This is a genomic window from Fusibacter sp. QWL-12, assembly GCF_058683495.1.
Genome location: NZ_CM178745.1, coordinates 1,623,045 through 1,645,312 on the forward strand (window position 1 = coordinate 1,623,045; position 22,268 = coordinate 1,645,312).

At 30.5% G+C, this 22,268-nt stretch carries 30 protein-coding genes, 2 tRNA genes and 1 other RNA gene; 17 read left to right on the forward strand and 16 right to left on the reverse strand.

The genetic code is table 11. From position 1 onward, the window contains the following. Positions 1–884 precede the first annotated feature (884 nt). The 7 genes from AC4PID_RS08135 (at position 885) to AC4PID_RS08165 (ending at position 6,257) form a co-directional block, all read left to right on the forward strand. Positions 885–1,823, forward strand: coding sequence for a diacylglycerol/lipid kinase family protein (locus tag AC4PID_RS08135; protein WP_492135070.1), 939 nt, complete (start codon positions 885–887; stop codon positions 1,821–1,823). 122 nt (positions 1,824–1,945) lie between these two features. Next, positions 1,946–3,370: a helix-turn-helix domain-containing protein gene (locus AC4PID_RS08140; protein ID WP_492135071.1), complete on the forward strand. Its 1,425-nt coding sequence runs from the start codon at positions 1,946–1,948 to the stop codon at positions 3,368–3,370. A gap of 546 nt (positions 3,371–3,916) precedes the next feature. Further along, positions 3,917–4,327, forward strand: coding sequence for a hypothetical protein (locus AC4PID_RS08145; protein ID WP_492135072.1), 411 nt, complete (start codon positions 3,917–3,919; stop codon positions 4,325–4,327). A gap of 3 nt (positions 4,328–4,330) precedes the next feature. Beyond that, on the forward strand, positions 4,331–4,720 hold the full coding sequence (locus AC4PID_RS08150; RefSeq protein WP_492135073.1) for a hypothetical protein: 390 nt from the start codon (positions 4,331–4,333) through the stop codon (positions 4,718–4,720). A 12-nt stretch (positions 4,721–4,732) separates the two neighbouring features. Continuing rightward, on the forward strand, positions 4,733–5,446 hold the full coding sequence (locus AC4PID_RS08155) for a hypothetical protein (RefSeq protein WP_492135074.1): 714 nt from the start codon (positions 4,733–4,735) through the stop codon (positions 5,444–5,446). A 3-nt stretch (positions 5,447–5,449) separates the two neighbouring features. Next, positions 5,450–6,175, forward strand: a complete 726-nt coding sequence (locus tag AC4PID_RS08160) for an OmpA family protein (RefSeq protein WP_492135075.1) — start codon at positions 5,450–5,452, stop codon at positions 6,173–6,175. Between the two features lie 6 nt (positions 6,176–6,181). Further along, positions 6,182–6,257: transfer RNA gene (locus AC4PID_RS08165), tRNA-Arg, on the forward strand. Between the two features lie 85 nt (positions 6,258–6,342). On the opposite strand, the gene AC4PID_RS08170 is transcribed toward AC4PID_RS08165, so the two are convergent. From AC4PID_RS08170 to AC4PID_RS08245, 16 genes are all read right to left on the reverse strand, one after another. Beyond that, a complete protein-coding gene (locus AC4PID_RS08170; protein ID WP_492135076.1) occupies positions 6,343–7,281 on the reverse strand; it encodes a tyrosine-type recombinase/integrase in 939 nt (312 codons plus the stop codon). Between the two features lie 96 nt (positions 7,282–7,377). After that, positions 7,378–7,584: a hypothetical protein gene (locus tag AC4PID_RS08175; RefSeq protein ID WP_492135077.1), complete on the reverse strand. Its 207-nt coding sequence runs from the start codon at positions 7,582–7,584 to the stop codon at positions 7,378–7,380. Beyond that, positions 7,581–7,745, reverse strand: a complete 165-nt coding sequence (locus AC4PID_RS08180) for a hypothetical protein (RefSeq protein WP_492135078.1) — start codon at positions 7,743–7,745, stop codon at positions 7,581–7,583. The genes AC4PID_RS08175 and AC4PID_RS08180 overlap by 4 nt, the downstream gene beginning before the upstream one ends. 11 nt (positions 7,746–7,756) lie before the next feature. Beyond that, entirely contained in the window at positions 7,757–7,888 is a 132-nt protein-coding gene (locus tag AC4PID_RS08185) for a hypothetical protein (protein ID WP_492135079.1), read from the reverse strand. 4 nt (positions 7,889–7,892) lie between these two features. Further along, positions 7,893–9,002, reverse strand: coding sequence for a hypothetical protein (locus AC4PID_RS08190; RefSeq protein ID WP_492135080.1), 1,110 nt, complete (start codon positions 9,000–9,002; stop codon positions 7,893–7,895). A gap of 315 nt (positions 9,003–9,317) precedes the next feature. Continuing rightward, complete coding sequence (locus AC4PID_RS08195; RefSeq protein WP_492135081.1) at positions 9,318–9,500, reverse strand: hypothetical protein; 183 nt, start codon at positions 9,498–9,500, stop codon at positions 9,318–9,320. 330 nt (positions 9,501–9,830) lie between these two features. Continuing rightward, complete coding sequence (locus tag AC4PID_RS08200; RefSeq protein WP_492135082.1) at positions 9,831–10,553, reverse strand: zonular occludens toxin domain-containing protein; 723 nt, start codon at positions 10,551–10,553, stop codon at positions 9,831–9,833. Beyond that, positions 10,550–10,870: a DUF5658 family protein gene (locus AC4PID_RS08205; protein WP_492135083.1), complete on the reverse strand. Its 321-nt coding sequence runs from the start codon at positions 10,868–10,870 to the stop codon at positions 10,550–10,552. The genes AC4PID_RS08200 and AC4PID_RS08205 overlap by 4 nt, the downstream gene beginning before the upstream one ends. A gap of 60 nt (positions 10,871–10,930) precedes the next feature. Further along, a complete protein-coding gene (locus AC4PID_RS08210) occupies positions 10,931–11,104 on the reverse strand; it encodes a hypothetical protein (protein ID WP_492135084.1) in 174 nt (57 codons plus the stop codon). 1 nt (position 11,105) lies between these two features. Then, a complete protein-coding gene (locus tag AC4PID_RS08215; RefSeq protein WP_492135085.1) occupies positions 11,106–11,282 on the reverse strand; it encodes a hypothetical protein in 177 nt (58 codons plus the stop codon). Beyond that, complete coding sequence (locus tag AC4PID_RS08220) at positions 11,279–11,497, reverse strand: hypothetical protein (RefSeq protein ID WP_492135086.1); 219 nt, start codon at positions 11,495–11,497, stop codon at positions 11,279–11,281. The genes AC4PID_RS08215 and AC4PID_RS08220 overlap by 4 nt, the downstream gene beginning before the upstream one ends. Beyond that, positions 11,494–11,670 (reverse strand): hypothetical protein, encoded by a 177-nt coding sequence (locus AC4PID_RS08225; protein WP_492135087.1) that lies wholly within the window; start codon positions 11,668–11,670, stop codon positions 11,494–11,496. The genes AC4PID_RS08220 and AC4PID_RS08225 overlap by 4 nt, the downstream gene beginning before the upstream one ends. A gap of 1 nt (position 11,671) precedes the next feature. After that, the gene (locus AC4PID_RS08230) at positions 11,672–12,976 is read right to left on the reverse strand and encodes a hypothetical protein (protein WP_492135088.1); all 1,305 of its coding nucleotides are present in this window, start codon (positions 12,974–12,976) and stop codon (positions 11,672–11,674) included. 92 nt (positions 12,977–13,068) lie between these two features. After that, positions 13,069–13,299, reverse strand: coding sequence for a hypothetical protein (locus AC4PID_RS08235; RefSeq protein ID WP_492135089.1), 231 nt, complete (start codon positions 13,297–13,299; stop codon positions 13,069–13,071). Between the two features lie 29 nt (positions 13,300–13,328). After that, the gene (locus tag AC4PID_RS08240) at positions 13,329–13,538 is read right to left on the reverse strand and encodes a hypothetical protein (protein WP_492135090.1); all 210 of its coding nucleotides are present in this window, start codon (positions 13,536–13,538) and stop codon (positions 13,329–13,331) included. Then, complete coding sequence (locus AC4PID_RS08245; protein ID WP_492135091.1) at positions 13,531–13,749, reverse strand: hypothetical protein; 219 nt, start codon at positions 13,747–13,749, stop codon at positions 13,531–13,533. The genes AC4PID_RS08240 and AC4PID_RS08245 overlap by 8 nt, the downstream gene beginning before the upstream one ends. Before the next feature lie 185 nt (positions 13,750–13,934). Between AC4PID_RS08245 and AC4PID_RS08250 the strand changes: the two genes are divergently transcribed. The 10 genes from AC4PID_RS08250 (at position 13,935) to recR (ending at position 22,163) form a co-directional block, all read left to right on the forward strand. Next, a complete protein-coding gene (locus AC4PID_RS08250) occupies positions 13,935–14,276 on the forward strand; it encodes a helix-turn-helix domain-containing protein (protein ID WP_492135092.1) in 342 nt (113 codons plus the stop codon). 4 nt (positions 14,277–14,280) lie between these two features. After that, entirely contained in the window at positions 14,281–14,511 is a 231-nt protein-coding gene (locus tag AC4PID_RS08255; protein ID WP_492135093.1) for a hypothetical protein, read from the forward strand. Between the two features lie 267 nt (positions 14,512–14,778). Beyond that, a complete protein-coding gene (locus AC4PID_RS08260) occupies positions 14,779–15,237 on the forward strand; it encodes a nucleoside deaminase (RefSeq protein WP_492135094.1) in 459 nt (152 codons plus the stop codon). 6 nt (positions 15,238–15,243) lie between these two features. After that, positions 15,244–15,333 (forward strand) — tRNA-Ser (locus tag AC4PID_RS08265). A 22-nt stretch (positions 15,334–15,355) separates the two neighbouring features. Then, positions 15,356–15,620: signal recognition particle sRNA large type (gene ffs / locus AC4PID_RS08270), an RNA gene on the forward strand. 149 nt (positions 15,621–15,769) lie between these two features. Further along, the gene (locus tag AC4PID_RS08275; RefSeq protein WP_492135095.1) at positions 15,770–17,626 is read left to right on the forward strand and encodes an HD domain-containing protein; all 1,857 of its coding nucleotides are present in this window, start codon (positions 15,770–15,772) and stop codon (positions 17,624–17,626) included. Further along, a complete protein-coding gene (locus AC4PID_RS08280; RefSeq protein ID WP_492135096.1) occupies positions 17,616–19,511 on the forward strand; it encodes an HD domain-containing phosphohydrolase in 1,896 nt (631 codons plus the stop codon). Before AC4PID_RS08275 ends, AC4PID_RS08280 begins: the two co-directional genes overlap by 11 nt. A gap of 20 nt (positions 19,512–19,531) precedes the next feature. After that, a complete protein-coding gene (gene dnaX / locus AC4PID_RS08285; RefSeq protein ID WP_492135097.1) occupies positions 19,532–21,190 on the forward strand; it encodes a DNA polymerase III subunit gamma/tau in 1,659 nt (552 codons plus the stop codon). 25 nt (positions 21,191–21,215) lie between these two features. Further along, a complete protein-coding gene (locus AC4PID_RS08290; protein WP_492135098.1) occupies positions 21,216–21,554 on the forward strand; it encodes a YbaB/EbfC family nucleoid-associated protein in 339 nt (112 codons plus the stop codon). Positions 21,555–21,563: 9 nt separating this feature from the next. Next, the gene (recR, locus tag AC4PID_RS08295; protein WP_492135099.1) at positions 21,564–22,163 is read left to right on the forward strand and encodes a recombination mediator RecR; all 600 of its coding nucleotides are present in this window, start codon (positions 21,564–21,566) and stop codon (positions 22,161–22,163) included. Positions 22,164–22,268 lie beyond the last annotated feature (105 nt).

Consider the following 22,268-nt stretch of genomic DNA (forward strand, 5'->3'; position numbering starts at 1 on the left):
TCAAATTAGTCCTATCTTGTGTTAATTATCTATGATAATTAGGACAAAAGCACTAAATATCTATTTGCTTATACAAAATCAGATTTTTGTACTATTTTGATTCAAGATGAGAGTGCTTATATGAAAAAAATAGAATGTTTCACGTGAAACATTCAAAAAACCCCTATATTTGACTCAGATTGATAATAAAACCGAATATATAGGATAGCATGTCAAATCAAATAAAACTAAATAGAGAAAAATATCAAAAAAAAATAATGTCAATATATTGGAAAAGCAGTAATCTTAATAACAAAATTTATGACTAAATCGAGAAAAGTAATTAAGAAGACCAATAACAGATTATTTAAAACAAATTTGTAAGTTTGATATGATTGAGAGGTAACTCCAATTATAAAATACTGAAAAATATGAAAAAAATCAAAGTGGAAAGCACATACAAAATTAAAAGATTACCCATAATATTAATTAAAAACTCATATAAAATATTAATTGGTATTAAGAAATTGATAACTTGTAATTGCTCGAGTGAAAGTTACATGTCTTTTAGAAGCATAACTTAAATCTTTTAGTTAAAGATCTAAATCAATAAGATAATATCTAGATCATTTAATAAGTAAAAAGACATAAATCTATGCTTACTAAAATGAGAGAAAATGATTTTAAAAATGAAAACAGGATCATCTACAAGATTTAGTAGGAAAATAAAAAAAAGGAATTTGGGTACACATTTAGTGCTTAATAGGGTAATATAGATACAAGAACATAAATAAAGAATAGTTAAAATTAGTCGACTATATCAGTATTCTTAATGAAGCAGCAAATAAAATAAAACACATACAATAGAATGTTTCATATATAAAAAAAATATGTTAGGAGATTCCATGAGTTCTTTTATAAATACAGAGTTTAATCCGAATACAAGGAATATTCTCTTTATCGTAAACCCTGTTGCAGGAAATGGTAAAACTAAAGAAGTATTACCAATTATAAACGAAAAGTTAGTTCAATATAGACATTTAATCAGCTACAAAATATTAATATCTAAGTTTAAAGGAGACATTATAACCGAAGTAAAAAATCATTATGATCAAGGTTACAGAGAATTTGTTGCAGTTGGAGGAGATGGTACTCTTTCTGAATTGATTAATGGTTTTATTTTGCCATTAGTAGATAAACCAACTATTGGTATTATACCAATGGGAACTGGAAATGATTTTGTAAGAAATATTGATTCGAATAGAGACGTGGATAAAATTTTTCATGCGATTATAGAAAACGAGTATAAAACAATAGATGTAGGTGTCGTGAATAATTACTATTTTTTAAATGTTTGTTCTTTTGGAATTGATGGTCCAATAATTGAGGATACGGATCGACTTAAAAAATATATACCAGGACAAGGATCCTATTTGCTAAGTACATTGAAAGCAGGTTTAACTTTTAAAGCATCGGAAGTAAGTTTGAAATATTCTGGTAAAAGTATTAAAGAAAAAATGATTTTGGTAGCAATTGGAAATGGCAAATATTTTGGTGGAGGTATGAAAATATTTCCTGATGCAAATTTAGAAGATGGTTACCTAGATATGGTGAAAGTTAAAAATGTAGGCAAATTAAAATTCGTGAAAGAAATGTCAAAAATATATTCTGGCAAACTTGATCAAGTAGAAGAAGTTACTTATTCAAGAATAAATGAGCTTGAAATTGATAATGATGAAAAAAAGTACTGGATTAATGCTGATGGAAATTTGGTGGGTAGGACGCCTGCAAAAGTTAGGATTATTTGTAAAGGAATTAATTATTTTGCATCAGATTTGGTATAATTTGTATAAAATATAGCCCTTAAATTCAATTTTTATATAACGACCTATATTTTTATATTAAAAGAGATTAAAATCGACTACGCGTCTAAATAGCGGGGATTAGAAAGAAACTAGGAGTTTTTATGGAAACGTCAATAAAAGATATAAAAAGTGTATACATCGAGACTGGAAGACTGAATAGAAATGTAATTGAAAAAGAAATTGCAATCTCATGGTATAAATGTAAATTACAAACTTTGCATCCAGGGGATCAAATAAAGAGAAATTTTACAGAATCAAAATGCAATTTTGAAAAGAAGTTTCTAAATTTTATAGATTCAATTATTGCAAATAAATTTCAGTATTTATTAGCAAATAAAAATCTACATGTATGCCATTCTAGATTGATAGATAATCCATTGAAGCAAATCAATAGTATAGATGATCTTTTTATTGGCACAAATGCTGGATATATTGCGAATAAATTAAAAGCAAACTATCAAGTTAAATACGACGAACATTTTTTAGATGTTCTTTCAGGCTACTGCACATATGGTATTTACTTAAGTGATGGAAATACCAGCTATGGCACCTTAACCTTAGTATCAAAAGACGAAATAACAAATTATGAAGTTGTTAAAATTGTTGAAAATCTTAATAAGTATTATCGTAAAGAAGATTTTGATGTAATGCCAGCTGAAGAAAAAAAAATAAATACGGATTTGTCTTTATCCGATCTTTTCAATTATGAACCAAGCTATTTCAATGAATTTGAGTATAAAATTAATCGTCTTATCAGCCAAACGCATACATTTCTGATAAAAGGAACACCAGGCTCAGGTAAAACAACACTTTGCCAGTACTTAGCTATGAGAAGAGAAGGGATCATTGGGTATATTGATGTTAAAGAGCTGAGTTATAAGTTACAAGAGCAATATATTATAAGGGTATTGTCTCAAAATGATACAGTAATAATTGATAACATAGAGTATTTAAATGAATCAGTTCTTAATGTGTTAACTGTTTACAGCGAAGGATTAATCACACAGAAAATACATCCTAACTATAGTGGTTTCAAATGCAATGGGTTGATATTGTCAACTGCTAACACCGCAGAAAAAAACGAACTTAACGCGCCAGAATCTAAAGCATATACAAAGCTAATCTCAAAGTTATCTTTATGTACTGTAAACCTTGTTAACAGCAATTGTTTTAAAGAAGAAAGTAACGCATTTGCAAGAAAATATATCGAGATGAGAAATATAAAAGCATCCAATTCATTTGTTAAAAAGGTAGCTGAGGACTTAGAAAAGACCAACTTTAAGAATGCAGTACAAAATTTCGAAAAATCACTTAAATTGCCTGCAAATACTGAATTAGACCAAGTTCGATTGCACATTTCTGATCACGAAATTAGCATTAAAACTCTTGAAGAATACGAACTTGACTATATTTTAAGAGTATACAAACAGTTTGATGAAAATATAGCTGCAACTGCAGAAGTTCTGGGAATAGGTAGATCCACTCTCTATAGAAAGTTAGAAAAAAAGAATAATGTATCAAAATGATACACAAATAAGAATTTTTAAATTAACTCAAAATGAAACATAGCTTAAGACGTATCAAAATGCAACACTTTTGATATATCTTAAGCTATTTTACAATTCTATTAATGATGTAAAGACAAAAATGCTTATGTCGATTAAATACTTCAGAAAGAGCCAATTTAACAAGGAGAAATAGTCAATTTTCTTACACTCAAAAAAAAAAGAATGTTTTATATTATCTAAAATAATCAATAATGATGCTGTTAAGCAGTATTAGTAAATAATATGACGTAATTTCAAGCGTTTCAAGTAGAATCTGTAAATCATATATAAGGGATATAAATAATATATAGGAAACTAGTAAAGTTTACTGTGTTTATATATATGCATTGAATTCAAAGGATCAAGGCGTTATTTTAATATTAAATTCATTTTAGTGAGATAAATAAAAATAGTATTTGAATAAAAGTATTAGATTATGTAGAATTAGATATATAGTTCAAATCCAGTTTATAAGCGAATTTAGTAATTTACAGTTAATTTACTGTAAACTATAGGGGGGTTGTTGTGTATAAGGTAAGTGATGTAGCCGAGCTAATCGGTGTAGAAAAAACTGAAATATTTGAAAAAATGATCACTCACAAAGCTTTACTAGATTTGAATATTTCCAAGATCGATGGCGTTACTTATTTTGATGAAAGAGGATTTGAAATTCTGAAAACTCTCTTTTCTAAGAATGAAGATATCATTCAGGTTGAAAAGATTGAAGTAAAGCCTATAAAGAGTATTTCAAAATTTGAGAAAGAAAGAGACATTCTGTACGATAAAGTCGAAATACTTAAAAATGAATTATATAATTTAGATTCTGAACTGGAGTTGAAAGACGAAATGATTCAGAAATTCCAGGAAAAATTACTTGAAGATGTAGAATTGCTAAATAAACTTCAATATCAAATGATGAAGAAATATGTGGAGTAGTATATGTATCGAGTTATAGAAGTAGCGAGAATGTTAGGAGTTAGTAAAGTAACTATTTACAAGAAAGTAAATAAGAATAAAAAACTTCTAAAGAATCACATTCATACAAGAAGTAATATCACATACATCGATGATATTGGTGTTGATATTATAAAAGACACAATTGAAATCAATTCTTCAAGCTCATTAGGTGGTATAAATGAACTTGATGATTTAAAAAAGGAGTATATAGACGATCTAACGGAAATGATTGATTATCTAAGTTCTCAAATACAAATTAAAAAAAAGCAAGTTCAAAAGAAAGATGAAATAATTGAGTCTTACAAAAGTATATTAAAAAGCAATAGAGGAAAAATACAATATCTTGAAAGCAAGATAAATCAAGTTAATTAGGAGGATAAAGCTGTGGTACCTAAAAAATCTATTTTCGAAAGAATGGGTTTAATCGAACATACTCAAAAAGAAGAAGAATTCGGAATTGAAGAGTCGAACGAAGCCATTGACTTAGATAATGTTCCAGAACCAGATTATGTACCGGACTTGACCCACATGGACTTAGACGTTAAAGAAGAAAAAAAAGTTGAGCAAAATGAAATTTCAAGCGAGAAAGTACTAGAAACTCAAGCTAAAATTGACGTTGATGATATTCCCAAAAATATTAGCGATAAGCTCGATTTAATTATTGGTGCATATGAAAAAAATAAACTAATGACCATAGATGAAATTTATCGTAATTCTCATCTTGAGTCAGAAGTAAAAAAGACAATTTTTATGACTGATGTTTATCTTAAAGCGATACCTGAGAACTTACCACTTGATATTAAAAGAGAAACAGTCTTAAATATCATGAATGTATCCAATATTAGTTTAGATGATTTATTAAATGACGCCTATAAGAGAATTGATTCACTTAATACGGTTTTAGAAGAAACCGTTTCAACAACGCAAGAAGTATTTAATCGAAATGATGCTACGATTAGAGAACTTGAAAAGAGAATTGAAGATATTAAAGAAATCAACAAGAATCGTAAAAAGTTCCAAGAAGATCAGAATACAATGATAGAATATGAAATTCAAAAAATCATCAATTTAGTAGAGTTTGTAAAACCGAAGAAATAGCTTATGGCAGATTATAAGTTAACGAGAAAAGGTAAAATCGTGTTGACTGTTTTTATCTTAGTTCTTTTGATTGGGTGGATATATTCCGGCCTTTATATATTGAATTATTTTAGAGATCAAGCAGTTAATGAATTGAGTTCGACAACTGATGAAGGAAGTTCAGAATATAGTTCATCCGATAGCTCAACAGAAGAAGATACGAGTGAAGCAATAACTTTAGAAACTGCTACAGATTCAAGTGATGAGTCTACAGAAGTGTTTACTGAAGAATCTACCGAAGAATCTACCGAAGAATCTACTGAAGATAAGCAGGAAGGTGATGGCTCACAGTCAAATATCTATTCAGTATATGATCTTGAGGATTTGAAATTATTTAAATTAATTATTTACTATGATAATGAACTGTCAAAATTAGTTTTAAGTAGTGAAGATCAACAATCAATATTCGAAATGCTTTCGTCGTATCCCAATGAGGTCATTGCAGTTTCAGGATATATAAATGGGTATCCAAAGTTTAATAACAGTGATAAACTTAAACTTGAGTCACTAGAAATGGCTAATAGTGTTAAGGAAATTCTAGTACAAAATGGACTAGAGGCGACGATGATCAATGTATATGGTTATGGAACCGATTATCCTATTTCCAAGGATTATGGAAATCAAGAAAAAAATAATCGCGTTGAAATATATTTTGAAAATCATTATGTTATTGGTAGTCAGTCAAAATAGTCATTCGCACTCGTAGCTCAGAGGATAGAGCAATCGCCTCCTAAGCGATAGGTCGGATGTTCAAATCATCTCGGGTGCGCCAAATAGTATTAAAGCCTTGTAATCAGTGGATTACAGGGCTTTTTTTATTTGTATTAAATTATTCAGTTTTCAGTATTGAGTATAGGTCACTTTTTACGATTCATGTTCTTTTGAACATTAGTAAGTATGCCATACCGTTGAGTCTTTATCAAATATTGATTTGCTAAATGAAGATATTGTCGGGTGACTCTAGTTGACTCATGCCCTAAAATCTCTCTAAGTTGCTCAATATCAGATACACCAGTAAGTGTAATTTGATTAATCAAGAATTTAGTAGCGAAAGTATGCCGAAAGTAATGAGCATTAAATTGTCGAATTTCTAATTTTTTTTGAAGTCTTTGAAGTACCATTTTCATAGACCATTCTGTCATAGGCTCTCGATCTATATTAATGAATACATTACAATGAGAAGTTAATGGTCTATTATTTATGTATTTCAAATATAGCTTCTTAGTAATACGACCAAGAGGTACATTCCTATCTTTTGAACCTTTACTATCTTTGATACGGATTAGGTCATTGATCACATCAACATTAAAAATCTCAAGGTTAAGTACTTCTTGTTTTCTAAGACCTGAATCTAACATCATATAAATCATGAGTTTATTTCTCTGCTGAGTCCAACCATTTTCGGGTAATTTCATAATCTGGTCAATTTCATGATCTTCAAGAATATCCAATACTTTTTTAGGTACTTTAAGCAATTTAATTTTGAATTTAGGAATAAGCTCATAATCAAAAAGATAGTTCATAAACGTTCTCAGAGTTCTAAGATAAGAGTTTATAGTTTCTTTAGATAAATCTCCGCCAGTTGGTTTAAAATCGTGATTATCGTTCTTTTGCTTATTTAGAAGATATAATCGATATTGAATGAAGTCTTGTTGTAATAATAATTCGATATCTTTATCTTTAGTAAAGTTGATAAAATAGCCTATATCTCGGAAATAATGAATTACAGTTGCATCTGATACACCTTCAGAACGTTTCTCATTAACAAACATTTCAAGAGCTTTTGATAATTTCATATATCCCCCATATTAAATTGTCTTATAATCTAGCGCTAAATTTGACGTATTATTTTCCTGATATTGACGTAATTTGACTGAAGGTAATTTACGTCATTATTTTAATGAGTAATTATGATTATTTTTATTTAATACATAGTGAGCCTTTAAGTATCGTTCAAGTGTACGAATAGAAATATTATACTTTTGACAAATATATATTTTTTTATCTGTTCGTCTTTTTGAAGGTCCCCAAAAAAAAGGATAAGAATTATGCCAATCAACATATTCAAGTGCAGCATTTTTAGTGTTGTATAATTTCATATATCCCCCATAAAAGTTAATTTAATTACATGAATAAGTTTCTTAAAACTGGTCATATTGTCTATAAAATCATAAGCTTCAATTTCTGATTTAAATTCAACAGTAATTTCTACTAACTCATTTTCAAAGTCACTCCATTTTAAATAAATTAATTCAAACATATGTCCTCCAATTATTCAATTTTTATATCAATAATATAAACATTACGATTATTATTTAAAAATGAAATAAATTCATTTAAATCGAAATATTCAATTTCGATAGCATCAGAATTAAATATGTTATAAAAAACCACAAATTTCATAAAATTATCCCCCAATCAAACTACGTTTTTTATTAACCTCAAGTGTAAAATCTTGATTCTTTTCATCAAGTAAGAAATATACATCAGCTAGCATTTCTCTAGCATATTCAGTAAAATCAGTAATTCCTAAGTGAGCTGCATCATTAACCATGTAACACTTTAACATATTAAGTAAATGATCACGAGAAGCACCTACTTGTTTATGTCTTTGAATACCGTTAATACTACGCCAGTCATTATCATAAGCATGAGATAAATCATCCCAAAATTTTTCAGTAGAACAACGAGATTTATGCTTATTATCTAATTTTACATAACGGATCCATTTGGTAGTTAAGTAAATCCAAATCGATTTAATTTCATTGTTGAGTTCTTCGTATGTATCAATCTTATGAATTTTCATGAACTCTCGATTAAGTTGAAATTCAACGTTAACTACAATGTCAGTTTCAGTGATACCATGTTCAGACCAAATATCTTGAAACCAAGTCTTTTTACTACTCTGAATAATTTCTAAATTCTTGTCATAAATTCTTAACCGAATAGGACTTTTACCAAAACTAAGACCAGTAAGATTTTGACCAGTCATAAATATTTGAGCCTTATTGATTAATTCAGCTGATGTATCATTATCAGCTGTTTCGACATGTAACTCTTTTGAAGTACTGCGAGTAACAAATTTTGAAAGCTTTAAAGAATTCATTTTAACTTTGTCAGTATGACAACATAAATCGCATCGAGATATTTTTACGTCGACTATCTTGTGAAACAGTTCCTCAAGAAATCGAATAGATTCATAATAAGCTTGATTTCTAAGATTCCATAAAAATTCAGACTTAAGCTTTACATAGATAGGAAAATTAGAAGATTTATCATTGTAAATTTGCTGGAGCTTAATTTCATACTTGCTATTATGAAGTATGTACTTATAGTTACGAGCTCCATTTGGTAATAGTTCAAAGGTTTCAGTACCAAGAGTAACAATCTCATTTGAACGTTTTAACTTTGCAGAATCTTGGTTTGCTTCTAATAGATCAAGCAGCTTCTCAATGCTTTTGTTGTAGTTGTGTGGTAGTGCAGTGTATACCAAAGTGTCTATATTGGGTAGAAACATTGAAATACCTCTTTTTAAATGGGATAGGGTGTATTTTAGACCCCCCATGATATCAAGGACGGGGGGAAATGACTTTTTAAGTCAAAAAATATAATCTAAAATTACCAATATTGAAAAAATAATTATGAAAAATAAAAATACTAAAGACCAAAAAACCGTTGTGGTAGAAGTAAGAAAATAATATAACTCATTCATGACTTAACTCCTTTGCCATAGCACTTAGGACAAGGTAAATGTTGAGTCATAGGAATATTAGGATAATCATAAATGCTAAAATTAACTTTCTTAATAGTTTTACCAGTTCCATTGCAGTACTTACATTTCTTTGCTTTCATGATCTATCTCCTTCCAAATAGTTTCGTTTCCACAAGGACAATAATCAACATTATATGGAGTACCAAACTTAGTTTCATTTTCAGTAGCGATACAATGTTTAGAACCATCAATATCTAATTCTGGACATTTAGCAATACAAATAAATTTTTTTAAATAACTCATGATCTATCTCCTTTCCGTTTTCTAGGTTCAAATAGAGCTGCGATTGTATAGCATATTAAAATAAAACACGCGATAACGAAAAATACATCAGTCATTTTTTCACCTTCTTTCTTAGTAAACTAGAGTGAACTGCAGAGCTCTTTGTGTTATGCCTGTCTCCCTCGTATATGGTTAAATCTAAATAGGGCTACGCAGCTTATTAGATTAAAATAATTCACTCGGTCATGTTAGCCAGTATAGAAAGGCATTCATTAGAGTGATTATGAATATAGGGTAATTTAGTTAGTGTTGCTGTAATGCAGTGCCACCTAAGATTTAGGCGGCACCACATTACAATGTCTCAATCTCATCTTCTTTAATCGTAGTAAAAAGTCTTTTAAAAATTGGTCTTTTAATATGAGGTGGTATTTTCTCGAATTTCGATAGATCGTGAATAGGTATATCTTCTGGAATCCACCATGAGTTAAAAAGTTTAAAGTATAAAGGTCTTAGAAATACACGCCATGAGAAAAATATACGAAACTGATATTTATCTACGATGTCATTTGTCATTTCATCAATACCAACGTACTTACGAATAGGTCGAATTAAAGTGAAAAACGGAAGATAATTCAAAAGGTAAATTTCAGTATAAAGTCGTCTTAAAGTCACATCTATATCATTATAAGATTGAGATACTACAACAGTGGTACAGCGATAATGACGAATTAACTTAAACCATCTAATTTCTAGTTCAGTTAAATTCATTTTTCTATTATTGTAATCAATGGAACCTTCGTCAATTAAAAGTAAAGTATCCTGTAATGCACCTTTTTTCATTAAAGCTCGTATATCATCAAAATGAGTAACTCCACTAATAGAAGCATTACTAACAATATGTTTATATTTACTTTTACCTTTAGCCATACGTTTCTGCTCCTGGATCGCCAGCTTAGAAAGAAAAGTAGTTTTACCAGTACCAACATTAGCAAAATAAAGAACTACTCCCCGAGGAGCAGGAGGTTTAAAAAACCAAAATAAAAAAGCTAATACAAGTATTATTAAAATAATCATAGTAAGCCTCCATTAAAGTAAGTGTAAAAAATTGAGATGTGAAAAATATTGATAATTGCATAAGCAGAAAAACAAATATTAATCAGTTTATTATTAAATTTACGATTGTGATCATTAAAATAAGATACGATTGCTAAAAGTAAAGAAGTATATAAAATTTTAAATAACAAAGCATAGATAAAATTGACATTAAAAAGCCAAATCATAAAAGGATTTCCTTCAATAATGATACCAAGTTCAATTCCGATATATGTAAACATGAAATCCATAATTACAAGTGTAAAGACTGTTACAAGTTTAAAATTAATAGTTTTCATAATATACTCCTAATGGTAATGAGTGGACCAATAAGGTCCACTCTGAATGATTGCTAAAGATTAGTGAGCAAATTTTTTGAAAAGGCCAACAACAACGCCAAGTACGCCAAGGCCAAAAGGTAAGAGTAAAATCGGTTCTGCTATTACAGCAGCTGCCACGCTTCCAATCCAACCAGTTACAGCAGTAATGATTTCTCCAAATGAAGTTAATAGTGTAGTCATACCAGTTTCCATATTATCTCCTTTCTTTAGAATTTGTTTGGAAATTTGCTAATGAAAAAATGTTTTGAAATATAATCAACACTATTGCTAGTGCCATTAAAAAAATAAAAGGTGTATTAGGAATTTCATGAGCAATAACTTGAACAAAATATAAAGCTAAATTAACACAACTAACAACTGATTCAGTCATTTTGCCCTCCTAGAAAAAGACTTTTGAAAATTAGAGATAAGAATAAATAAACCAACGAAAAATAAAATAAGAATAATTGAAGCAACAATATATTCAAGATCATACTGATTAACAATTTGTTCTGTTACATTCATATCAGCATCAGTAAATATGTTTTTATATATCTGAGGTTCACCGATAATCTCTCTAAGTAAAGTAATCAATTGAGGAATCATTTACTATTACCTCCGTTATAAATATTCATTTTGATGAGTTTGACAAAAATAGCAGCTAATATAGCAAAGAAAAATAATTGCCATAGCTTAACAGATATATCATCTCTAAAAGGGATCTCAATCTGTAGATTTGCCCATATAAAATTAATAAAAAGACCAATAAAATCAATCATATTAACCTCTAGCTAATTTAAAAATAGAAAAAATAAAAATAGCGCTAATAATAACAACGATAAAGCCAGATACTTCATCAGGTAAAAAACCAAAAATAGCTTTAAATAAATTACTAATAGATGTCATCCAAGACATAGATTCATTTAACCAATTATTAATTATTAAGACAGCAGAACCAATAGCTTTAAATGGTAATTGAATAAAATATATTAATTTATCAAAACCATATTTCATTTGACCAAGAATTGAATCATCATACATATCACTAGTTGGTATATCAACAAAATCACCTATATTTGGTAGTGGTCTTTCTACGTACTCAGGTTCATTAGTATTATCATCAAAACCATCGTTATTTTCATCTACAAAAGCAACGATTTCAAAATCAATTTGATCAAAAAGATATTCACCTTGATGTGCAGAAACTTCTGGACCTGCATCTATTTCAATATCAACATTACCTAAAAAATCAGAATTAAACTGAATCAAAACAGAATAAATACCAGATGCAGTTTGTGTTTCAGGATCCCAATTATAAGTCCTTAATCGAGTACGCCAGTCCTTTACATTTTCATTGGTTTTAAGATATGTGTATTCAAGATTTACAAAATCAACAAATCTAAGTCGAATACCATCACCGGGATTTTGAGCATCTTGACCAAAATTAGAAGTAGCAGGTCCATCAAGTTTTAAAGAATAATTTATGAAAATTTCTACTTCTTTTGAGGTTGTTTTATAGTTATCTTCAGGAGCAGTAATATTGAGATAATAAGCTGGAGTACTAGTTGGCATAGCATCTGAAATATCAGAAGGTAAATCAGGATGAGAAGTACTAAGATTTTCAGATGTTGAAGTTTTATTAATAACAGTAAAATCAGCTTGAAAAAAGATTTCATTTGAAAATGTTTTAGCAAAATTTTGTCCAGAAGAAACAATGTAGTTCTGTTCCAATGGGTCATATTCAAAGTAAACGACATATCTAATTTCAGTAGATAAATTAACATTTCTCAAATATAATTGAATAGCATCATTGGTTAAAGAATGATGAATTAAAGCATAAGTATCAGCTTGACCTTCAATAGAATAAATTGCTACTGCTTTATAAGTTCCATCATTATAAATAACAATTTTACGATCAGAAATATCAAAGTTTAAAGTAGGATTGAAAAGAGAAATATAGTAATCAGCATTATCACAAAGCTCATCATAATTAGTAAAATAAGTAGTATATGTAACAGAAAAAGATAAATTAAAACCAATAATGAAAAATGTAAGAACAATAAATAAGATAATTACTTTCTTCATAACAACCTCTTAAAACTATTGCCGAGTTTTGATTCCAAGACCCGGCTTAACTTGTCAGTTACACTATGTAACTACTTTGATAGGATTTATCATTATTGCTTTAGGAAGCAACTAACTGCTTTGTCGCGTCCACTAAGTGGTACATTGATACTAAGTTCGACAATATCGCCAACAAATGAATTTTTGGGTTCTTCTTTAAGGAAGATTTCAGCTACTTCAAAAACATCATCGACCAAAACCTTTGCGATAGTGTACGTACCTTTGTTGTCTTTCTTAGGAAGCGTTTTAACTTCCAATAATTTACCTGTCTTAATAATATTCATGTTATTCTCCTTTCAAGGCTCTTCCGTCCTCAATTTATTATTATTTCAGAAACGATATAAAAACCGTCCCAAGAAACTTTAACCTTTAGATTGTGTTGATGTGCTTCAAATGAGTATGTATCGATATTATGTAATTGAGCACCTTTATTAGTGAAATCTTGTTGTAACTTAATTAGATCAAGAATTGCTTCAGATTTAGTAGTAATCATAATAGGAATTTCAATTTTAGGATTATTCATGAGAACACTCTTTCTCTAGTGAAGAATAAAAAGATTTAAATTCAATAAAAAGGTCAGAATACTTTTTAGCATCTTTAAATCTTTCATCTTGAATAGAATCTGAAAGTAACATAGCAGCTATTCTGGATGAACTACTAAAAGCTTCAAATGTAGTTAAATCGTATTTTTCAATACACTCTAAATAATTTTCAATTAACATATTATTTCTCATAATATTCTCCTCTCGTGGCACTTCCGTCCTCAAATATAATTAATTTATTAATTAAATACTAGATTTGCTAATATTATATCACATAAAATTAACATATCAATAATAATAATTGCATTTGTTGTATATTTATTGAATTTTACAACATTAGGGTATAATTGAAACGTAAATATTAAAGGAGCAGATATATGTTTGATGGTGAGTTAATAAAAAAATTAAGAAATGAAAAAGGAATTAATCAAAAAGAATTAGCTAAAATATTAGGAATAACTCAAGCAAACATTAGCAGCTATGAGACTAATAGAACACGTCCAGATTATGAAATATTATTGAAAATAGCTGATTATTTTAATATATCAATTGATTATATGTTTGGTCGAAATAGAGAAGATTTAAGTTCATTAAGTGAAAACGAATCATATATTATAGATACTTATAGATCATTAAGACCAGAAACAAAGGTTGATTTTTTATCAACTGTTAAAATGATAAAAACGCTTAGAGAAATACAAAAAAAGAATATGGGGTGATAATATGGGAAAAAAAATAGATTTAATAGCAGCTTTATTATATATAATAGGTTTAGTGATTTTTATTCCAGTAATAACAATGTTAGGATTTATGTTAGGAGTAGGAGAAGAATCTTTTAATGCAATAACAATTCCAATAGTTATAGGTGCAGGAATTCCATTAATTATCGGTTCATTATTAATAATAGGATTTGCAAGAATTATTGAATTGTTAAATGATATCAAAAATAAATAGGTATGGTCGTTCCCCCCATGCCCCCCAATAAAAGGAAATGAAAAATTAATAGTTATTTAAATGAAATACATAAACGTTGAAATTTCAACATTTTATAAGGTTAAAAAAAAGGTCAAATCCGATTATACTGACTCCTAAGCGATAGGTCGGATGTTCAAATCATCTCGGGTGCGCCAAAATGAATGAAAGCCTTGTAACTTAATAGTTGCAGGGCTTTGTTTAATTAAACATTCGGCAGCAACATTAATTTATAAGGGGTTAATATAAATGTATAATGAACATGAGAAATTTATGCTTGAGGCGATTAATGAAGCTGAAAAAGCGCTTATTATGAATGAAGTTCCTATTGGAGCTATAATTGTGAAAGATGGGGTCATAATTGCACGAGGGCATAATACGCGCGAAGTTCAAGAATCAGTAATTGGTCATGCAGAGATAAATGCGATACAACAGGCAAGCCGTAAACTTGGTACCTGGCGATTGACAGAGTGTGATATGTATGTTACAATTGAACCCTGTCCGATGTGTTCTGGAGCTATATTTCAGTCGCGGTTACGGGCAGTTTATTTTGGATCAAAAGATGAGAAAGCTGGCTTACTCGGATCAAAATTCAACTTATTTTCAATTGAAGGTTTGAACCATTATGTACAAGTTAATTCAGGTCTACTGGAAGAGCGATGTAAGGCATTAATGACAAACTTTTTTAAGAAAAAGCGAAATAAATAAGAATTTGGAGAGATGTCCGAGTTGGCTAAGGGGCACGCCTGGAAAGCGTGTAAGGCTGTCATGGCCCCGCGGGTTCGAGTCCCGCTCTCTCCGCCAATCATATATTTATAAAGCTATGCCGTGCTAGACGGGGAGGTAGCGGTTCCTTGTAACCTACAATCCGCTGTAGTAGGGTTGATGCTTAGCTGAGGACACCATTTGTAGAGTCTGCGCCTATTAAGTGATGTTGAGAATTGGGTCTTACGCAATAGATACTTGTGAACCTCGTCAGGTCCGGAAGGAAGCAGCGATAAACTTGACCATCTATGTGCCGTAGGGTCGCCTGGTTTGAGTCAACTGGTAGGTTAACGTCTGTAGATATCTGCTCGAAGCTAAGTGCACGGCGTAATAAAGAATCATCACCATTTATTTGGGGATGATTTTTTATTTATCCAAAATTATGTAGGTCATAAATATGGTGTTTGTTTCTTTTAATTTGAGACATTTTCTAATATAATTTAAAGTAGGGCAAAAATAACAGAAGGAGAAAACCATGAATCTATCTAGATTGGAAAAGCGAAGATTATTAATTGGATTTAGTAGCGTTTTATTTCAATTGTCTTTGATTCTATTTTTGACACTGTTATTGGTTAATGGTTTTAATTTAAGCATTTCAATATCATTTCTAGCCATTCTAGGTGTCACGATGGTTTTAATGATACTGATGCTATTTTCAAATGTATGGCTCATTTCAGTTATAAGAAGAGACAAATCTTTTTTAATTATAGATATTGATGAACTTTCGAAACCGGTACCATTTGAAGAACTTTCCCCTTTAAGAGAGTGCTATAAAGAGAAGTTAGACAAAATTAATCTACTAAAACGAAACTTTGAAGAAGAGAATCATAGTTCTAATGAAGTCTATCAAGATTTGAAAAAGAATCAATTGATTCTTAGAACGACAAACTCAGAGTATAAAATAAAAGAAGATCGTATGAGTAAATTAAGTGATGGATTCTCAAAGATTTCGAATAGTTTACCTTCACATGTATGGTTAACAGACTACCAAGGCAACCTAATTTTTCTTAATGAAAGTGTCAAGCAGAAAATTGATCTCCCAATTTTAAATGACAACTTAGAGATTTATGATCTATTAGATATTTCTTCTATACAATTTGATCTTTTTAGGAGAAGAAATTTTCAAAGTATAGATATGCATTTTAAAAACAATAATGTGACAAACGGTAAAAATGCGAGAATCTTCTATGATGAAAGCATTAAGCGAATTTTATTTATTGCTGCCATCTCAAATCAAGATAATCTAATGAATAAAACCTATCTAAAAAAGAGTAGAGATTTACATTTTGTCAATGAGATTAGTAAAATTATAAGTGGTCAAAATTCAATTGAAACAACCTTACAAGATGCAATCGATCGTATCGCATTTTTAGGGAATTATAATTCTTGCAGTATAAGATTAGTTAATGATAATAATGAACTTGAAATAAAAGCTTTGGGCGGGTATAGCCATGAATTTGTAATGAAAAACAAGAAAAACCCAACAAATTCACATTTAGGATTTAGCTTTAAAAATAATCGAATCGTAATTTTAAATGACATTAGTCAAATGTTGTTTGAAGAAGCGGATATCGAAAATGTTTTAAATCATAATAAGAGAGTACTTTATATCCCACTTACAAACTACAATAAAACACTCGGTGTATTAGCAATAGTCAGTGACAATAAATTTGATGAGGATAGTATTCAACTCCTTGAATCCATTTCGATTAACGTCACAATTGCACTTGAAAAAATCTTATTATATGATCGATTAAAATCAAATTACTTTAAAACGGTTGAAGCTTTTGTTACAGCAACAGACATTAAGTCTGATCGATTTAATGGACACTCTAGGAGAGTAGCTGATATTTGTAAGCTTATTGCTGAGAAACTATATCTAAGTCCAAATGAAGTTGATGAAATTTATATGGCAGGATTACTTCACGACGTTGGGAAACTTGCATTTTCAGATCATTCTCTAGATTATTATTATGATATTGACAATCATGGTTCAATTGGAAGGCGAATGGTAGAAAAAGTGGGTCTGACTAAGGATATCTTAGAAGGAATAGAGTTTCATCATATAAATTATGATTTATCAAATTGTAAAATTGACGGTTTAAATGAACAGCCTTATTATGCGCAAATCATTAGAATTGCAAATGATTTCGATCTTTATATGAATTATGAATCAACAGAACCTAATGCTCCAATGTTCATTAAAGAAAATCAACATTTGGCAGGTACGGTTTATTCTAGTCAATTTTTAAGAATAATGAACGATATTATTGAGAATCATTCAGATGAGTTAAGTAGAATATACTCTAGTGAGGGGCAATATGAAGCATAAATACAGTAGTAAGCTGCTATTACTTACTTTTTTAACCATATATTTACCAATTGCTTGTATGTCTGTTTGGGTATTAACCTCTGTCATTATAGGATTGTCGATTGGTATGAGAATCATTCTTATAATTTCGACGCTTTTATTTGAAGGATTTATCAATTATATCTTCTTCTTAAAATCACGTTTGATTTTCACTGAAGATTTTGAGGCTTTGAATACACTTGATTCTGATTTGACGGATATTGATGTACTCAAGTATAAAATTGAGATGTTCAGACAAGCTGAAGATATGTATCAAAATGAGATAAATACCCTGAAAATTCAAAAGACAAATAACCTGTCTGAAATAGATAAAATAAAGCACCAAATTGATGAATTAGCTGTAAAGGATTTAAATCTAACTGAGGAAATAGAATTACAAGACAAGCTGAATAAAGCTCTAACGGAGCTGACAGCACAGTTCATTCTCCAGGTTGACTCGGAGGGGAATGTTTTAAATATCAATACCTCATTAGCCTTGCGTCTAGGATATTTATCAAACGAGTTAATTGGCCATCCCATTGGCGAGTTGTTTATGAATGATCAAGCGACCTTTTCTGGTATAAAAAGTTCTATTTTTGACCCAGTACTCAATACCAAACAATGGCTAATTAAACTTGAAGGGTCAATAAATGAACCCGTTGCTGCGTATTTGAAGGTCAAGTCAAACAATCCGAATGCCTGTGAATACATTCGGTTTTCATCAACTAAGTTATCTGATGGCACGTTGATTTGTGTTGGCAAATCCATAAACGATGAACTTGCAATGCAAAGTAATATTTTACGCAAAAACAGAGAATTTGAATATATTAATCAAATAAATGAAAGTCTAATCAGTAACTGGGACATCGACGCCTTATTGGTCAATATTATTAATCGAATAGAGTATTTATTCGATACAAAAATGGGTGCAATATACGTCTTAGATGATTTAAAGAAATGGCAACTAAGATCAGCTAGAGGTAAAAATTTAACGGAGCAAGAAATAAAGGAACTTGAAATAGAGAAGTATTTTGATCATTCTGTTTTAAATGAGACAAATATAAAATCAATTGAAGTTGGTACTGACTACTATAACTATTTAATACTTGCACCTCTTGAAGTAGAAAATGAAGTCATTGCAATTCTCGTAATTGCCCTTGCAAAAGAAATGAGTCCTAATGATATTAGCATTTTAAAAATGCTGAAAAACCAAGCATCAATGGTTATTCAACGTGCTATTATCTACGATCAACTCAGAAATCAATATTTTGGTACAATAGAAGCATTAGTAAATGTTATTGAAGCGAAGGACAAGTATACAGAAGGGCATTCAAGGAGAGTTTCAAGATTTTCAGTTGAAATAGCCAAGGAAATGGGCTATAGTAATGAAGAAGTTGAAAATATTGAAATTGCTGGGTTGTTACATGATATTGGCAAGATTGGTATCGACCAAAATATACTAGCAAAGCGCGGTAAGCTAACTCAAGAAGAGTACGAGGTTATTAAAGATCATCCCGTCAAAGGTATTCAGATCCTTGAGGCGATTAGTTTTGATGAAAAAATTAAGGAAGGCATTTTATACCATCATTTAAGATATGACTTAAATGGTTATCCAAAATGTGATTTAAGAGAACTTCCAGACTATGCCGCAATTATTGGACTTGCAGATGCTTTTGATGCAATGACCTCTGCAAGATCTTATTCAGTTGCAAAATCGATGGATGTTGCACTTGATGAGGTCATCAGAAATAAAGCGACTCAATTTGAACCAATCGTGGTAGAAATTATTGAGCGATTAATTAAAGAATCACCTGATAAAATTCAAGATATAATAAACGATGTTGAAATCGTACAATTCATAAACTAGATTGAAATTAAGGAGACAATATGTCATATCAAGCTCTATATAGACAATGGCGTCCAATTGACTTCGATGAAATCATTGGTCAAAGTCATATAACGATACCATTAAAGAATCAAATTCAGTCGCAAAGCTATGGACATGCCTATATATTTTCAGGTACAAGAGGAACTGGTAAAACATCAACAGCTAAGATATTTTCTAGAGCGGTTAATTGTCTAGATAATAAAGATGGGAATCCCTGTAATAAATGTGCCAATTGTTTAAGTATTTTAGAGGATCAGTTTATAGATGTTGTTGAAATGGATGCTGCTTCAAATAATAGTGTCGATGATATTCGTGAATTACGAGAACATATAAAATTTGCACCCTCTAGGGGAAAATATAAAGTTTATATTATAGATGAAGTTCATATGCTTTCAACAGGTGCCTTTAATGCACTTTTAAAGACATTAGAGGAACCACCTGAATATGTGTTATTTATCTTAGCGACAACTGAAATTCATAAAATTCCAGCAACGATACTTTCACGTTGTCAAAGGTTTGATTTCAAACGTGTTTCATATGAACAAATTTTGGGTCGCTTAGAGCATATTTGTGGTCAGTTGGATATAGAGTATGATGTTGAAGCTTTAAAATTGATTATTCAAAAAAGTGATGGCGCTGTTCGAGATACGTTAAGTGCACTTGATCAATGTTTGAGTATCAGTGAGAAGAAACTCAGTATCTCAGATGTAGTTGAGATATTAGGTGTCGTTGAGAAAACACAAATATTAACATTGGTACAATTCATTGAACAGAATCAGTCAGAGGAAGTTCTGTTAACGGTTGACAATATACTGAAGCAAGGCAAGGATTTAAACCAGTTCGTTAATTCGATGATAGAAGTTTACCGGGATCTACTGATTGTTAGCATGGTAAAGGACAATCACTCACTGTTAATTGATGCTTCAACAGAATATATCGAGTCACTGAAGGATTTAGTTAAAGCAGTGACACCATCACATTTTTCCAGAGCTTTGGATCATCTTTTGGAACTATCAAAGCAATTGAAATATGCACAGAATAAACGTGCATTATTTGAAGCGGTGTTGATTCGACTGTTATATCCTCAAACTGAATCGAACTATTCTAGTCTACTAGAGCGAATTTCAAGACTAGAAAAGATTATTGAGAATGGTGAAATATCAGTTAAGAAAACCAATCAACTCAATACTTCGCAAAGGAGTTTTGATGCACCCAAATCTCAAACGACTCAAACTGTTACTGAAAAGACCACAACTCATCAAACAGAAGTTGCAACGAAACAAAATGAAATTGAATCCTTTATAGAATTTACAGATAAAGAAGTAACAATTACAAACATTAATGAAATATGGCAACAGTTTATTGAGCAAGCGTCTGTAGAGAAAAAAGGCATTATGCCTATGCTACAGGGGGCATCTCCGTATGCTTACAACGGTACAAAGTGTCAGGTTAACGTAAGCCCTGAAAACAAAATGTTTTTATCAATTTTAAATAGCAATGCAAATGTCAATGCTTTAGGTTTAATGTTAAGTCGACTGGTTAAAAAGAACATTCAGCTAGAGTTTGTATCAGAAGAGGTTCAATCGGGCAAAGAAAGTGAAGAAGAACAAATTAAGGATTTTTTCAAGGACTATACCAATGTTCTTGAGATTAAATAGAAAAGAAATCTAAGGAGGTTTTATTATGGCTAAAGGTAGAGGACCAATGATACCAGGCAATATGAATAATATGATGAAACAAATTCAAAAAATGCAAAAAGATATGACGGATGCACAAGAAAAAATTGAAGCTGAAAGCTACGAAGCAACTGCAGGCGGCGGTGCAATCAAAGTTGTCGTAAATGGAAAAAAGGAGCTTATTTCAATTGATTTAAAACCTGAAATTGTTGATCCTGACGATATCGAAATGTTACAAGATTTGATTATGGTTGCAGTTAATGAAGCAATGAAAATTGCTGATGAAACGATGAATAAAACAATGAGTAAATTCACAGGCGGCATGAATATGCCGGGATTGTTCTAGGAGAATTAAATGTCAAAGTTTATCCCAGCTATTGGTCGGTTAATTGACGAATTTGCAAGATTACCAGGTGTTGGCAAGAAAAGTGCTCAGCGACTCGCTTTCCATATTGTAAATATGGAGCAGAGTCAAGCGGTTGCATTTGCTGAGGCCATACTGGATGTCAAAAGAAAAGTGAGATATTGTGATAGATGTTTTAATATCACAGATCAGGATATATGTGAAATTTGTCAAGATGTGAAAAGAGATCAGCAGCTCATTTGCGTAGTTGAAACACCACGTGATGTTATCGCTATTGAGAATACCAAAGAATATCATGGTTATTATCATGTACTACATGGTGCAATATCGCCAATGGAAGGGATTGGACCCAATGATATTAAGATTCGTGAACTGATCATAAGATTGCAAGGCGACGAAACAAAGGAATTGATTATTGCGACAAACCCAACAATAGAAGGCGAAGCAACAGCGATGTATATTTCTAAGCTGCTAAAAGGTACCGATATCAAGGTGACACGGTTGGCACATGGGATACCAGTTGGAGGCGATCTAGAATATGCCGATGAAATAACTTTAGCTAAAGCTATTGAGGGTAGAAGGGTGTTATAACAAAGTTAAAGACAAAAAAGTGTAAAGTGTTAAAAGAGTATCGGTTTAAGATACTCTTTTTTATTTGCAAAAAAATAATTTACAGAATATGGTAATGATGATATA